Consider the following 14,530-nt stretch of genomic DNA (forward strand, 5'->3'; position numbering starts at 1 on the left):
GTACCGCGCCGCATCAGCTCATCGGGCCAGCTGGCGCGATAGACCATGGCTACGGGGGTTTGCGGACTCCAGCCCTGATCGAGAAACTTTCGGGCAATCTCGCCGAAGCGATCCACCGACAGGTAGAAACAGAAGGTGCCGCCATGGCAGGCCAGGCGCGCCACCTCTTCATCCTCGGGCACCGGCGTGCGTCCGGCCATGCGACTGATGACCAGGGTCTGGGACTGTTCCGGCGCAGTCAGCTCGGTGCGCAGGGCGGCGGCCGCCGCAAACACCGCCGTGACGCCGGGAATGACCGAATAGAAAATATCCCGTTGGTCGAGCTCGGCCATCTGCTCCTGAATAGCGCCGTAAAGGGAGGGATCGCCGGTGTGCAGACGCGCCACGCTGTGACCCTCGCCGGTGGCCGCGACCATGACGGCGATGATCTGCTCCAGATTCATGGAGGCAGAGTTGTGAATAGCCGCACCGGCAACGCAGTGATCAAGGATTTCCGGAGCCACTAGACTGCCGGCGTAGATGACCGTCCGACAGCGCTTGATGGCGTTAATCCCTTTGAGGGTGATCAGCTCCGGATCGCCGGGTCCGGCACCGATAAAATAGACCTGAGGACGCTGACTGTTATCCATCATATTAATGTTCCTTCTCTTTTTTGATGGCGTCGCAAAAATTCACCAACTGCGGTGTTGCTGCAATCGTCTCGCTTCCTCGACGTACGTAAGTACGCCTCCTAGCTCGAAAATTGCGCGCCTTGCATTTGGTGTTTTTTGCCTAGCCATCTCAGTAGACACTTTTTGCAAAAGCATCTTTTTTTACTCCCACCACACAACTCAAGGGATCTACAGGGATGACCGTTTTCCTGGTTACGGGGACGATCATTTGATTATCAAGGCTGAGGTTACTCATGACCCAGAGGTCAAAGTGCTCAAGAAGTAGACTGTAGCGCTCCAGAATCGTGCGGGGATGGTGGCTGTGATCGCAGAGCAGCAAAAAACGTGCGCTTGCCATGATAGCCGCAATGTCCAGCTCCTGCCGTCCGTGAGCAGAAAAGAATCGGGCCTCCTGCCAGGGTTCGGCAATAGCGGCAAAAGCGGCCTGAACGACGCTGACGCCGGGAATAACAGTCACTGATTCCCGGCCGAATACCTGCACAACGGCGCGGCTGAGGCTGTAGAACCCGGCATCACCGCTGACCAGCACACCGATGCATTGGTCCGGATGGTTACGGATATACTCGATCGTCCCGCTGACCAGCGGCACCGGCTCATGACAGGGGATCGTCAGCCCCCCGGTCAGGCGCGGCGCGCCGACGGCCAGGTCGATGGTTTCCAGCGCCTGACGGGCGCGTACCGTCAGCAGCTCGGGGCTACCGGGACCCATGGAGATGATAAAAATGCGGGGTTGTTGATTCACAGGTCACCTGAATTTGCTGTGGGATAATTTGCCAAAAGCATTCCCGCCATATCAAACAGCAACACCTCCACCCGCGCAAAACCGAAATCCCTCTGCACCCGTTCGGCAATGCGCTGCGCCACCGGAGCAAAAGATGCCGGATAGCGCTGACAAATTTCCTCGACGGTGTTGAAGGTCCCGGTCAGATCCAGCATAGCGGCGACAAAATTCTGGGCCTGGGGGGAGGCGTTGGAGTGGGTGTTATAGCAGCCCATGGCCAACTTGGCCAGCTTGCCGGGATGCCCGGCGATGGTTAGTTTTTCTACCTGTCGCCGGCGCAGATAAGCCAGGGACTCGGCAAAAGCGTTGCTCACCAGTACGGCACCGGTACCGGGACGCAGCGTCTGCACATACTTTTCACCGATCTTGCCGGGCACCAGGGTGATGGGATGGCCCTCGGCCAGTTGTACGTCAATTTCACAGCGGATGGTATCCACCAGCGCCTGAACGCTCATAGGTTCAACGATTCCGGTGGTACCGATGATGGAGATCCCCCCTTCGATACCCAGACGCGCATTGAAGGTCCGCGCCGCCAGCCGCTTGCCGTCAGGCACCCAGATAGTCACGACAGCGCCGCGATCCGGACCGATCTCCGCCCGCACATTGGCTTCGATCATGGCGCGGGGGACCGGATTGATAGCGGCCTGACTCACGGGAATCTGCAAGCCGGGACGCGTGACCACACCAATCCCCTCGCCGCCGACGATATGGATGGCGGTGTCGTCCTCACGCAACTCCACCCCCGCCCATATCGCTGCGCCGTGGGTGACATCGGGATCGTCACCGGCGTCCTTGGTGACCATGGCACCATGGGACCGGCAGACCACAGGGACACCCAGCCTCCCTCCGCCAGGGAGCATGACGTCGACATAATCGCCGTTCAGCTGATGAATGATGAACCGGGCATGGGCTCTGGCAGCCGCAGCTGCAGCGGTTCCGGTGGTAAATCCTTTTCGCATGGTGGTCGATGGTCTGACGAAAGGCAGTGGCTGTCAAGCCTTTTGCACCGAGATAGTTCAGAACCTGACTTTATTGGGCAACAGCTTCCCTGAACAGACCATATTTTAAGATATCTGTGTCATTGCAACCAACTGGTGGGGGGAGGGAAACCTGAGCTGTCTGGATCTGGCACTGGAAGCGCAAACATTGGGCAAACCCGTCTACCTGATTGATCCGCAGCAAGTAACTATTCAGCTGCTGTCCTTCGCACCGGGTTGGGGATCCTGTGGCAAGGGTGTTTGTCGCCATGGACGGCGACAACAAGCGGTCATGGATGACGAAAAGCGTCCCTTGACATAGGATTCAAAGGCCCGGTGCTGAACAGATACCGCAGCAAAAAAATAACTTTACCGACGGGCGCTCCTGGCGCAAAATTGAGCAGTTGCAGCAACAGGGGTCTGTCTCTTTACGCAACGAGGATCATTTGTTCGAGCATCTGCAGGTTGGGACATAGTTTTTGATTATAAATAAAGGTCGCTGCTGAAAAAACCGTTAAGGGAGATCATCTCATGCCCACCACTGACCGCTGCCGCATCCTGATCGCCGATGCCGACCTGATGGGTGTAGCCAGCCTGATCGGAACCTTGAAGGATCGTTATCATGTCGTTACCGCCAACTCCAGCGATCAGCTGTTAACACTGCTCCATCAGCAGTCCATCGACTTGCTGTTGCTGGATACGCGCCTGCCGGGAGAAGACCCGTTCCAGCTTTGTGAGAGATTACGGCAGGACGAAAAAACCAGCCACCTCCCCGTCATCTTTATTGCACCACAATCTTCGCCGCAGCAGGAGGAAAGAGCTTTTGAGTGCGGCGCCTCTGACTACATCGCCCGCCCATTTACTGCTCCATCGGTTAAGGCGCGGGTCAAAAATCAGTTAAAACTTAAGACCGCTCTGGTTGAGCTCAAACGTCTCAACACCCTCGCCCTCGACGCTAACCCCAATACCGGGCTGCCGGGCAATAACAGCATACATCAGGAATTGGAGCGGGTACTGAACAGCAATGAAGAGTACTGCGTTATCTATGCCGATCTTGATCATTTCAAACCTTACAACGATGTCTACGGCTTCGCCCGTGGCGATGACATGATCATCTTTACCGCAAACGTGATCCGCGTTGCCCTCCACGCTGCCGGTTGCGGCCATGCCTTTCTTGGCCATATTGGCGGCGATGATTTCATGTTTACCCTGCCCTCAAGTGTCGCCGCCCAAGTCACTGATGACATCTTGCGCCGTATCGATCTGGGAATCCCTGAATTTTACTCCACCGATGATCGTCAACGTGGCCACATCGTGGCGGCTAACCGTGAGGGAGTTGAACAGTTTTTTCCTTTGGTCAACTTAAGTTTGGGGGGGATTGATCTGACGGTGCGACGCTTTAGCAGTGTCCTGGAGATGATCGATGCCTGCACCGAGATGAAAAAACTGGCCAAACAGTCGAGTGGAAGCAGCGTCAAAATATGTCGCCGGCGAGGATGACTGTTTTGTACCTGTTCAGCACCGGGTTGGGAGGCCTGTGTCAAGGGACTCTTTCGCTGTCCATGGCGACAGATGCCCTTGTCATGGCAGCCCCGCTCCGATGCAAATTGGGTGCTGAGTAATTACCAATATTTTTTTCAAAACCGTTCCGGATGACGGAAGGAAAGGCCGAAGCGCCCGAGAAAATTCTGCAGCAGGCGATAGGTGATCCCCCACAGCGGGCGATTACTCCACTCAGGCAATTCAATAACCGGATGGCAGCGCCCGGCGCCGCGATAGTGAAACTCGTGCAGGCAATTGCGCGCCGGATCAAGCAAGGTGCGAAACGGTACCCAGAATAGATCAACCACTTCACCATTGAGGCAAAAGTACGCCTCGTTTTCCAGCTGATAGACAAAACAGGCAATGTGAATCGATAAATAAGCCCCGGCCAGGTCATCACTGCGGCCAAGATACAGGTGTGGAGCAAGCTCCAGCCCGATTTCCTCGAAGGTTTCCCGTTCGGCAGCGGCCCGTGGACTGAGGTCTGTCGGATCAACGCCGCCCCCCGGAAAAGCCAGATCCCCCGACCAGGGATCCAGCTCGTGCTCGGCGCGCCGGATAAACAGAACTTCCGTTTCACCGGCCTGCTCACGCAGCAGCATGGCGACCGCTGCCCGGCGAAAATCCTGCTGCGTCAACAGTTGTGGCTGATGTTGGATCAGCCCCGATCTGATCTGTTCCAGATCTATCATGGGCATCAGGCCCTGGAGACGAAGCGGCACTCCCGGGTATCAACCTTGATTTTTTCCCCGCTCTCAAGGTAACCCGGAACCTGAACGCTGATGCCGGTTTCAAGCACGGCCTCTTTGCTTTGAGCGGTGGCAGTAGCGTTACGAATCGCCGGAGCGGTTTCGGTCACCGTCAATTCAACCACCTGCGGCAGATCAATAGTGACGACCTGATCGTTATACACGCCGAGGGTGACTTCGGCTCCTTCAAGCAGGTAACCGCGAATGTCCTCATAGATATCGCCGCCCAGCTCATACTGTTCGAAACTTTCATTGTCCATAAACACGCCATGGTCATCGGCAGCGTATAAAAACTGCCCTTTGCGGCGGGAAAAATCAGCCTCATCAAAGCGATCGCCCGACTTGAAAGATCCACTTAACACCTGGCCGGTCAGCAGATTGCGATATTTGGTTTTGACCAGGGTATTGCCACCGCGCGCTGTCGGCGACTGGAAACTGACATCCACCACCAGACAGGGAGCGGCATCATGCTGAAAAATGACACCACGGCGAAAATCACTTGCTTCGATCATAAATTGGGATACTCCTTGGAATGAAATTACGACGGACAAAAAATATACTTTTATTATTGTATCTGGTCAGCTCTATCCTTGCGCAGGGCCTTTGGATCCTGTGGCAAGGGTTTTTGTCGCCATGGACGGCGACAAAAAGCGGTCATGGATGACCCAACGGGAAACAATCGCGTCCCTTGACATAGGATTCAAAGGCCCGGTGCTGAACCACTACCCTTCCTCAACCTCCGACAGCAGCGACTCGTTTTTGCGATACGCCGTTCCCTGAAACTGGGCAATCAATTGCCCCTGTTCATCATGAATATCAACCTGGTACACGCCGAGCCGCCGATTGCAGGAAACCTCCCGTGCCGTAGCGATAAGGGTTCCAGCAAAAGCGGCGTTAATAAACGCCATGCTGGTATTGATTGCCAGTGCCAGTTGCCCGCGGCTGTTCACCGCCGCCGCAAAAACAAAATCGGCCAGGGCAAACAGAGCACCACCGTGAACGGTATTAGCGCCATTAAAGTGAAATGGCTGGATCAGCATCTTCGCGGTGGCAAAACCGGGCTTTACTTCGAGCAGTTCAAACCCGCAATGCCGGGCAAAATGATCGTTAGCGCGAAAAAAATCAAGATATTCCTGCACCATCACCCCCATAAATTGTCGGAAAACTTTTTTGCCATGGGGCGCGGGTTATGCAGATGCTCTGCCTCATTGGCTTTGGCACCGCATTTACCACAGACAACCGTCGGTTTATTTGAGCGGCGATCGATCTCTTCCATCAGACCCTTGGCCTTTAGTTCACACATTTTTAATTGCGCCCATTCATCTTCCATAAAAACTCCTGTTGAGATTTGGTCATTTTAGAAGGGAATCATAGCCGCATTGGGGGCTGGAGCGCAAATCGAGGCGGCGGATTGACGTGAAAGGAAACTAAGCAGGTGGTTTCTTGCGCGGTACTTTGCGAAAAACTCCATCGCTGCCGCGGCGATATTGGGGTTTTTCTTTTTCCAGAGCACGGTGATAGAAAAAATTAAACGAGGGGGTTTTATTCGGTTTGGCAACTACCGGACGAACTGGTGTTGGTGCCACCGGAACCGCGTCCGGAGCAAAGATAGCATCAAGCAGCGAATTGACAAAGCGGCTGAACTTTTGTGCCGGATCAAGGCTCGACGCTGGTTTAACCGCAGTGGCAGCGGCTTGACGCTGGTTGCGTTTGGCCAGTTCTTCATCGTAACGCACCCGCCGCGCCGGGTCGGAAAGAATCCGATAGGCGTTGTTGACCTGACGGAAGAGTTCAGCTGCCGCTTCCGAGCCGCGATTGGTATCAGGGTGACAACGCTTGGCCAGACTGCGGTAGGCACTTCTGATCCGCTGCTGATCCGCGTCAGGCGGAATCCCCAGTAATCTGTAATAGTCTAATGCCATAACAATGCCCTGAGCCCTGCCCAATGAACCATACAAACCGACAAGCCAGGGTCAAAACCCGGTCGTCCTTGTACTTGTCGGCTGCATCGCGCAAAAACTTTAACCGGCAGCAAAGCTCACGCTGACATCCTGACGATGTTCGGGATCAATAATCCACAGAGTGCGCGGTTGAAACTTGAACATGTTGGCAACCACCAGATCGGGAAATTGTCCGAGCCGGGTGTTGTAGATGGTTACCGAGGCATTGTAGAGTTCGCGCCGGTCAGCGATCTGATCTTCGATTTCGGTGATCCGGTAGCTAAGCTGGCGAAAACCCGCATCGGCCTTGAGCTCGGGGTAGCGTTCCACCACCATGAACAGGGATTTCAGGGTATCGGTCAGCATGTTCTGCGCCTGCAGCTGCTGCTCGTCGGTGCGTGCCGAATTGACCATGGAGCGCGCCTTGACCACCGCTTCAAGGGTTCGCTGCTCGTGCTGCATATAGCCTTCACAGACCTTGATCAACTTGGGCAATTCATCGTAGCGCTGTTTTAACAGCACGTCGATATTGCTCCAATCCTGGCTGATGGTGTTTTTCAGGGCGATAAAGCCATTGTAGATGATGATGGTGTAAACAATCACTGCAACCAACAGCAGCAACAACACCCCCAATGTAATCCAACCAGTCATAACTAAACTCCTTTTTCAGGTAAGATGGGAAGATTATTGTATGTAATTTAGCAGTAAATAGATGGATCCCCCGGTCAAGAGGGTGCTTAACAATAATAAACCAATTGCCGTGTTGCGATATTTTCCAGTCAAATGGGTCTCGCAGTGGGTTTCAGCGATAATCAGCGGCCGCCCGGGCTGGCGCCCGATGACGATATGATCTTCCTGGCGGCGGCGCTGCTGACTGTGCTGGATCAACCGCTGATGGTAGATCTCTTCTTCCATCTGGGCCCGCGCCGCATCCCATTCATCAACACAGATTTTTCCGTCACCGTCAAGATCAAACTGCTTTAAACGTGATGGATCCTGTTTGAGATCACGGAGCGATTTCTGCACCTCTTCACGCAAAGATTCACCTTCTGCAGGCTTGTTAGATGCGAAACCGAGGACATAGAGCAGGGTCCCTTCAACAATAATCTCTTCTTGCCATTTTTCCGTCTGATCGGAATCAAAACGGGTCAGGCCGACCTGACCGGGGAAACCTTCCTGCCGGGTTCCGGCACGTACCCGACCACCGGCAGGATTGATTTCGATGCGACCGGTGCCATCTTCAAGAAAAAAACAAGCGCTATCGCTGGAGGTGACACTGATCGCCTGCCACCGGTTATTTTTGTCCTTGCGATAGCGGGTCAGGCGATAGTACACACAGGGCGTATGCGACATGGGGGCCACCAGGGCATACTTGCGCAGGGCTTTGCCCTTGACCTCTACCATTCCCATGGCAACGGAGCGGATCCGGCTGGTGGGGGTATTCTCGATCTTGCGTTTGATGCGCAGATGGTAAAATCCATAACCAGAAGACAAAACAGCCAGAACAAAGGGCACCGCACCGGAAGCAATACTGTGGTAAGCGATCTGGTCAATCAGATCACTGCGATCAGCCAGTAACAGCAGGAAGAAGACAATAAAACCACCAGCAACTAAGATCAGTGTCCAGATGCGTTGTGCGGTCCAGGCCGCGGGGGAATTTGGCGGAGGCGCCGGCAACATCGGGATCGTTGACCGCCGCGCAAGGTTCTGCCGGTTGTTCGATCCGGTTTTGTCAGGATCACCCGTAGCGGCGGTAATGTCATCCCTCAATTCATCCATCAGGGGATGCGCCCCCACAGTTGCTTCCCGGTCTATTTCTCCGCTGGCCATTAGTGGGGCCGCCAGCAGGGTTCCCAACCCGCCTGATCCTACATTTTGATTCAGGTTGCCGCCGGTCTGGCGCGGCAGTGAACCATGGCGCCACAGATCGGCCATCAACCAGCCATAGCGGGTCATGCGATTGAGGTTATGGCGCAGGGCATCCTGATCATTTTTATCCGCGCGGCGCAACTGACAACCCGGCAACAGGGCCACCCCGAGATCGACATGGAGTTGAAAAGCGGCGGATTGTTCCTCCATCAATGTAAGCAGCGCTTCAAGATTTTTGCGACTGCTCAAGGTGGCGGCTTCGCCCAGCCCCTGGGGGTTGAAGCGCCCGGGGAAAACCCGCACCGCTGCAGTTATTTTTTTGTTTTCGTCGAGGCGATAGAAATCAAGAACAGGTTGTCCCTGGAGAATCATGCTGAACAGTTGCTGCGGGCCTTCAGCTTGCATCGCCTCACGTCCACGGTAGGCGTTGCCGGCCAGTATACGTGCCATGAGCTTGTCCGCCAGCCCCCCAGAGACATCAGCCAGCACCGCCAGAACACTTGTACCTTGAGCAAACTCGATCTCTTCATCCCGGCAGGCAAACACCACCCCGCTGCTGGAGGTTTCGAGTCCATAGATTCGTCGGGGGGCAAAAGCAGGCGGTACCGGGTCTATCAGCCAATGAACATGACCTGCTTCGGACAGGGATGCCGAGATCTGTTCCAGCTCGTTGCGCGCCCCCTGTGCCAGCTGGGCCAGGCTGCGGCCAAGCAGCCGCTGACGACCCTGAAACATGTCGAGCTGGTGACGTTCGAACAGCAGGCGCAGAAAATCCTCAAACCGCTCCGGCGGCTGCGGATATTGCTTAACAATAAGAAATGAATCCTGGGACATACGACCCGACCACAACATTAGTTTAGTTTTATAAGTATAGCCACGCTACCCATGGCACGGCAAGCATTAAGTGACTACAATAAATATTTGGAGTTGCGTTAAACAGATGCTAGTATGCGAAAAATCGTTTTATATAAAAAGTTTGCGCACCATAAACCACGCCGGGGGCTTTTGCATGAAGTGTTGGCTCGAGGGATCCATCGGCAGAAATCTTGCTCTATTGCTGATTATCGCATTGATTCCCGCCTTCAGCATTTTGCTCTTTAGCGGTTTTGAACAACGGCAAATCGCCATTAAAGCTGCTGAAAAAAACGTTCAACTCCTCACCCACAGTATGGCACAAGCACAGCTGGATCTTGTCAATACCAGCCGTAGCATCCTTTCTACCCTCGCGCTGCTGCCGGAAATCCAGGCCTTTGACCTCGCTGCCGGCGAAAAGATATTTCAATCTCTGATCAAACAGAATCCCGATTTTCAGAACTTCACCCTGACTGACTTAAGCGGTGATGTGTTAGCTGCTGCCTTTCCCTTTGAAAGCATCAACCTGGCGGATCGCAAGCACTTTAACGAAGCCATTGCCGGCAATGATTTTGCTGTTGGTGAATACATCATCGCACGAGTCGGTATCATTGAACCCGCTTTAGCATTTGCTTACCCGGTCAGAACTGTCGACGGGAAAGTCCGTGGAGTATTAACCGCCGCCGTTAATCTCTCACGCTTTTCGACTTTGCAGGATATTCCTCAACTCTCCGATCAATCCCTAATTGCGATTACAGATCATCAGGGTATCCGGCTTTTTTATGCCCCCACACGCCCGGACACTAACCCGATCGGACAACCCGTTTCACAAGAAGCCTGGAATAAGGCCCAAGCGGCGATGGAAACAGGATTATTCAAAAGCCGCGGGTCGGATGGCACGCAACGTGTCATCGCTTTTGAACCCATCAGTCTGAATCCAGACACACCTGCCTATGCCTACGTATGGGCAGGCATCTCCGAGCAGGAAATTCTCCAATCCGCCAACTCCATTCTGACACGCAATCTGTTGCTCTTGGCCGCCGCCATGATTGCAACCTTGTTCCTGGCCTGGCGCATGAGCCGTGTCACCCTGGTCAAGCCGATAACAACCCTTGCCGAGTTCAGCCGCGATCTAGCATCCGGAGCCCTCCCCGAGCGGCCATCTATTCGTGTTGCCCCAAGGGAAATAGCAACACTGACCGATGTCTTTTACGAAATGGCAACCAAGATCAAGGCCAACCACAACAACTTAAGGGAGAGTGAAGCGCGCGTTCGCCTGATTATGGACAGCCTTGATGCGCTGGTCTACGTCGCCGACATGCAGACCTACGAAGTTCTTTTTATTAACCGCCATGGCAGAAAGATTTTTGGTGATGTCACCGGCCAGGTCTGCTGGCGGGCAATTCAATCGGATCAATCAGGGCCATGCCCTTTTTGTACGAACCATTTATTGATTGACGCGCAAGGACAACCTGCCGGCATCCATACCTGGGAATTTCATAACACCAGAAACCAGCTTTGGTACTACATCATAGATCGAGCCATCAATTGGGTCGACGGGCGAACGGTACGGCTTGAAATAGCGACCGACATCACTGACAAAAAAGAAGCCGAGCGGGCCCTTGCCGCCGAAAAAGAGCAACTCGCCGTCACCCTCGACAGCATTGGGGACGCGGTCATCACCACCGACACCAATGGTCGAGTAATGCGGATGAATCCAATTGCCGAACAACTCACCGGCTGGAACAACAACGAAGCAACAGGTCGTTCCCTTGATGAGATTTTCAACATCATCAATGAGCTGAGCGGCGCACCCTGCGAAAATCCGGTGAAAAAAGTGCTTTCCTCGGGGCAGACAGTTGGCCTGGCGAACCATACTGCGCTTATATCCCGCGATGGAGAAAAGCGCAGTATCGCTGACAGTGGTGCACCCATTATCACCAGTAGTGGGGAAACCATCGGCGTGGTACTGGTATTCCGTGATGTCACCGATCAATATCGCCTCGAACGTGAACTCGAGAAGGTCAGAAAAATTGAGTCCCTCGGTTTATTGGCCGGCGGTATAGCCCACGATTTCAACAATATGCTTTCCGCGATTCTTGGTAATATCGATCTGTCTTTACTGGATTCCAATCTCGCGGAAAAAACCCGTAAACGCCTCGAAGATGCGACCAAAGCGTCCCTGCGTGCCCGCGATCTGACCAGACAACTCCTGACTTTCGCCAAGGGGGGGCAACCGATCAGACAAACAGCCTCTCTGCTGGAAATTATCAAGGATTCAACAGATTTCATTCTCCATGGGGCAGAAGTATCCTGCCGATACGATTTTGCCGATGCACTGCCGCTGGTGGATGTCGATATCAATCAGATCAGTCAGGTGATTCAGAACCTGATCCTTAATGCCGTACAGTCAATGCCGAAAGGAGGGGTTGTTGCCGTCTCCTGCGCTGTTGCTGATGCGGATGAAATAGTCGGCACACCTCTTGATCCCGCCAGACAATACATACGGGTGAGCATCAGCGATCAGGGTGAGGGGATCCCCGCTGAAATCATCGACAAGGTCTTTGACCCCTACTTTTCCACCAAACCTCAGGGCAGCGGCCTGGGGTTGTCTATCGTTCACTCAATTATCAGTAAACATGAAGGCCACATTCAGGTTGACTCATCACCTGGACAAGGCACCAGCTTCGGCATTTTCCTGCCAGCCTCAGCGAAAAAACGACAGGAGCTCAAAGTCCAAGCTGAAAAGCTTGCGAACAACAGACTTCAGGGCAAGGTGCTGGTGATGGATGATGAGGAACCGGTGTGCCAGACCATCTGTCTGATGCTCGAGGAATTCGGTTTGGAATCGCTGGCGGCGGCTGACGGAGAAGAGGCCGTTCGTCTGTATCGGGAATATCTAGACAAAGAACCTCCCATCTGTTTGACAATTCTTGACCTCACCGTCCCCGGTGGCAAAGGCGGCAAAGAAGCAGCACAGGAAATTCTTGCCCTTGACCCTGACGCCCGCATTGTTGTGTCAAGCGGTTACTCTCAGGATCCGATTATGGCTAATTATCGGCAACACGGATTTTGTGCGGTGCTGGCTAAACCTTTTGATCTCAACGAACTCAGCGCGGCATTAACCCTGCGTTCATCGTAATTATTCAGCGCCACCCCGACCCGACGCCGAGCAAATACCCTTTATCAGCCCCATAAAAATCCTGTCACAAGGTGGCGATAAAACCCTGAAGGGTTGAAAAATACTCGCGGGTGTTAACGGACATGATGTCGTTATGATTACCGTGGGGGAAAATCTTCAATTCCTTGCGTCCGGGAGCCCACTGATAAAGCTTTTCAGCGTGCCGGGCACTTACCAGCCCGTCGTTGCGCGTATGCATCACCAACAGCGGGCCCGGGTAAACAGCGATTTTGCGCTGATGATTGAGATGAGCATCGACGGCTCGATCAAATTCCGGCAAACTGACTCCCAGCTCCTGCGGGTGCACCCGTAACAGCAGACGTTCGCGCACATCGGCGATACCACTCTCGATCACCAGTCCGGCCACATCCGGAAAGAGTCGGACCGCCTCCAGAGCGAAAATAGCACCGACGCTGCGTCCGAAAATAAGCAACTGCTCGGGCGGAAGCGGCAAAGCGGCAATTGTTGCCTTGACATCCTCCAGCATCTTTCCCAGCTGCGGTTCGCCGGTTGACCTACCGTAACCACGGTACTCTGCCAGAAAGCAGTTAAGTCCCGCATGAGCGATGGCCTCGACGAAGCCATCCAGCCAGTCATCGACAATTTCGCCATTACCGTGAAAATGCACCAGGGTTTTGGCCTGCGGATCAACCTCATGGTAATAACAGCCGAGTTGTGCCCCTTCGACCTCCACCATAAAAGGCTCAGACAAAAATCCCCGGCGCGGAAAAAAATAACGTTGCGAGATTAACGGATGGTTGAACAGATCATGCATGATGAACCTCCCGGGTAAGACGTTGCAGCAACAGGCTGTCGCAACCGGCGGTTTTTTGTTATGATTCCGGCACAATGAAAATGTATTGTAACTATTCAGCTCTGCCCTTGCGCAGGGTCGGGGATCCTGTGGCAAGGGTGTTTGTCGCCATGGACGGCGACAGCAAGCGGTCATGGATGACCCGGCGGGAAACAATCGCGTCCCTTGACATAGGATTCCCAATCCGGTGTAAGAACAGACACACTCAATTAACAGTATCTCAATCCGATAGCGCCGCCGTCAATGAAACCATTATTTTCTCTGCCTGATATCCTTGACCTTGAATTTCTGTTCAAGCGTGATGAACCACGTCTTGAACAGGGCGATGATACTGAACTGCGCCGGCGCGACCGTGCCATTTATATTGCCACCGGGCTTGATGTGAGCGCTGAACCTTCCACGCCCACGCTGGCCGGCCATTGGCTTTGTGCCCGTCGTCAGGAATATCAGCGGCAGCAACTGCCTCTACCGGGGCAGATCTGGCAGGAAGCCACCTCCCTGAGTGCTGGACTGCTGTTGTTGCTCAGTCTGCTGGCGGGTAGCGGCCTGGCGGCATCCTTTCTCCGTTATGACGGCACCACGCCGGTCAATGTATCCGGTTTTTTTGCCATCTTTATCCTCGTGCAACTGCTGCTGGTCATCCTCAACCTCGGGCTCTTCGGTTATCGCTTGCTGCGCCAGGGGAAAGGCCCAAAATCCGTCCTCTATACCCTGCTCACCCGCGCCCTGGCCAGACTCTTTACCTCTCTTTTCAGACGTTCACAGAAACACCTGCCCGCTACGCGACGACTTGACCTGCAGGCCGCATCAGGTAGTTTGCAGCAACTCCGCCAGATCTACGGCAATCTGTTGTTGTGGCCGGCCTTTATCCTGCTACAGCTGGCCGGCAGCGGCTTTAATCTTGGGGTGCTGCTGACTCTGCTGGCCAAAATCAGTTTCACTGATATCGCCTTCGGTTGGCAGTCGACCCTGCCGTTGACCGATCTTTTTCTCGCCGAACTGGTACGCTGGATCGCCCTGCCCTGGGCCTGGCTGCTGCCGGCAGAGTGGGCCTATCCCGGGCTTGAGCAGATTATCGGCAGCAAGATTGTCCTGATTGAAGGCTATTGGCGCCTTACCAGCGCGGGGCTTACCTCCTGGTGGCCGTTTCTGTT

General features: G+C 54.2%; 14 protein-coding genes. 3 read left to right on the forward strand and 11 right to left on the reverse strand.

The genetic code is table 11. The features are described from left to right. The 3 genes from cobM to cbiD form a co-directional block, all read right to left on the reverse strand. A partial coding sequence (gene cobM / locus AC6F7T_RS08390; protein WP_500717792.1) for a precorrin-4 C(11)-methyltransferase occupies window positions 1-632 on the reverse strand: 632 nt, incomplete at its 3' end. A 148-nt stretch (window positions 633-780) separates the two neighbouring features. Next, window positions 781-1,413 carry a precorrin-6y C5,15-methyltransferase (decarboxylating) subunit CbiE gene (gene cbiE, locus AC6F7T_RS08395; protein WP_500717793.1) on the reverse strand — a complete coding sequence of 211 codons (633 nt, stop codon included), beginning with the start codon at window positions 1,411-1,413 and terminating at the stop codon, window positions 781-783. Continuing rightward, window positions 1,410-2,411, reverse strand: a complete 1,002-nt coding sequence (cbiD, locus tag AC6F7T_RS08400) for a cobalt-precorrin-5B (C(1))-methyltransferase CbiD (RefSeq protein ID WP_500717795.1) — start codon at window positions 2,409-2,411, stop codon at window positions 1,410-1,412. Before cbiD ends, cbiE begins: the two co-directional genes overlap by 4 nt. A gap of 549 nt (window positions 2,412-2,960) precedes the next feature. Between cbiD and AC6F7T_RS08405 the strand changes: the two genes are divergently transcribed. Then, window positions 2,961-3,929 (forward strand): response regulator, encoded by a 969-nt coding sequence (locus AC6F7T_RS08405; RefSeq protein WP_500717796.1) that lies wholly within the window; start codon window positions 2,961-2,963, stop codon window positions 3,927-3,929. Window positions 3,930-4,066: 137 nt separating this feature from the next. Here the strand turns inward: AC6F7T_RS08405 and AC6F7T_RS08410 are convergent, their stop codons facing one another. The 7 genes from AC6F7T_RS08410 to AC6F7T_RS08440 form a co-directional block, all read right to left on the reverse strand. After that, window positions 4,067-4,663, reverse strand: coding sequence for an NUDIX domain-containing protein (locus AC6F7T_RS08410; RefSeq protein ID WP_500717797.1), 597 nt, complete (start codon window positions 4,661-4,663; stop codon window positions 4,067-4,069). Window positions 4,664-4,668: 5 nt separating this feature from the next. Then, the gene (locus AC6F7T_RS08415; RefSeq protein WP_500717799.1) at window positions 4,669-5,232 is read right to left on the reverse strand and encodes an elongation factor P; all 564 of its coding nucleotides are present in this window, start codon (window positions 5,230-5,232) and stop codon (window positions 4,669-4,671) included. A 210-nt stretch (window positions 5,233-5,442) separates the two neighbouring features. Next, window positions 5,443-5,862, reverse strand: a complete 420-nt coding sequence (locus AC6F7T_RS08420) for a hotdog fold thioesterase (protein ID WP_500717801.1) — start codon at window positions 5,860-5,862, stop codon at window positions 5,443-5,445. Beyond that, complete coding sequence (locus AC6F7T_RS08425) at window positions 5,862-6,050, reverse strand: hypothetical protein (protein WP_500717803.1); 189 nt, start codon at window positions 6,048-6,050, stop codon at window positions 5,862-5,864. Before AC6F7T_RS08425 ends, AC6F7T_RS08420 begins: the two co-directional genes overlap by 1 nt. Window positions 6,051-6,147: 97 nt before the next feature. Continuing rightward, window positions 6,148-6,642 carry a DnaJ domain-containing protein gene (locus tag AC6F7T_RS08430; protein ID WP_500717805.1) on the reverse strand — a complete coding sequence of 165 codons (495 nt, stop codon included), beginning with the start codon at window positions 6,640-6,642 and terminating at the stop codon, window positions 6,148-6,150. 99 nt (window positions 6,643-6,741) lie between these two features. Further along, complete coding sequence (locus AC6F7T_RS08435; protein ID WP_500717807.1) at window positions 6,742-7,311, reverse strand: LemA family protein; 570 nt, start codon at window positions 7,309-7,311, stop codon at window positions 6,742-6,744. Window positions 7,312-7,344: 33 nt separating this feature from the next. After that, a complete protein-coding gene (locus AC6F7T_RS08440) occupies window positions 7,345-9,363 on the reverse strand; it encodes a hypothetical protein (protein WP_500717809.1) in 2,019 nt (672 codons plus the stop codon). Window positions 9,364-9,538: 175 nt separating this feature from the next. On the opposite strand from AC6F7T_RS08440, the gene AC6F7T_RS08445 reads away from it, so the two are divergent. Beyond that, window positions 9,539-12,523: an ATP-binding protein gene (locus AC6F7T_RS08445; protein WP_500717811.1), complete on the forward strand. Its 2,985-nt coding sequence runs from the start codon at window positions 9,539-9,541 to the stop codon at window positions 12,521-12,523. A 64-nt stretch (window positions 12,524-12,587) separates the two neighbouring features. Here the strand turns inward: AC6F7T_RS08445 and AC6F7T_RS08450 are convergent, their stop codons facing one another. Next, complete coding sequence (locus AC6F7T_RS08450) at window positions 12,588-13,337, reverse strand: alpha/beta fold hydrolase (protein ID WP_500717813.1); 750 nt, start codon at window positions 13,335-13,337, stop codon at window positions 12,588-12,590. Window positions 13,338-13,619: 282 nt separating this feature from the next. Here AC6F7T_RS08450 and AC6F7T_RS08455 point away from each other — a divergent pair. Next, window positions 13,620-14,530, forward strand: a 911-nt coding sequence (locus AC6F7T_RS08455; RefSeq protein ID WP_500717816.1) for a DUF2868 domain-containing protein, incomplete at its 3' end; no start/stop codon positions are given.

Source organism: Pelovirga sp., assembly GCF_059864205.1.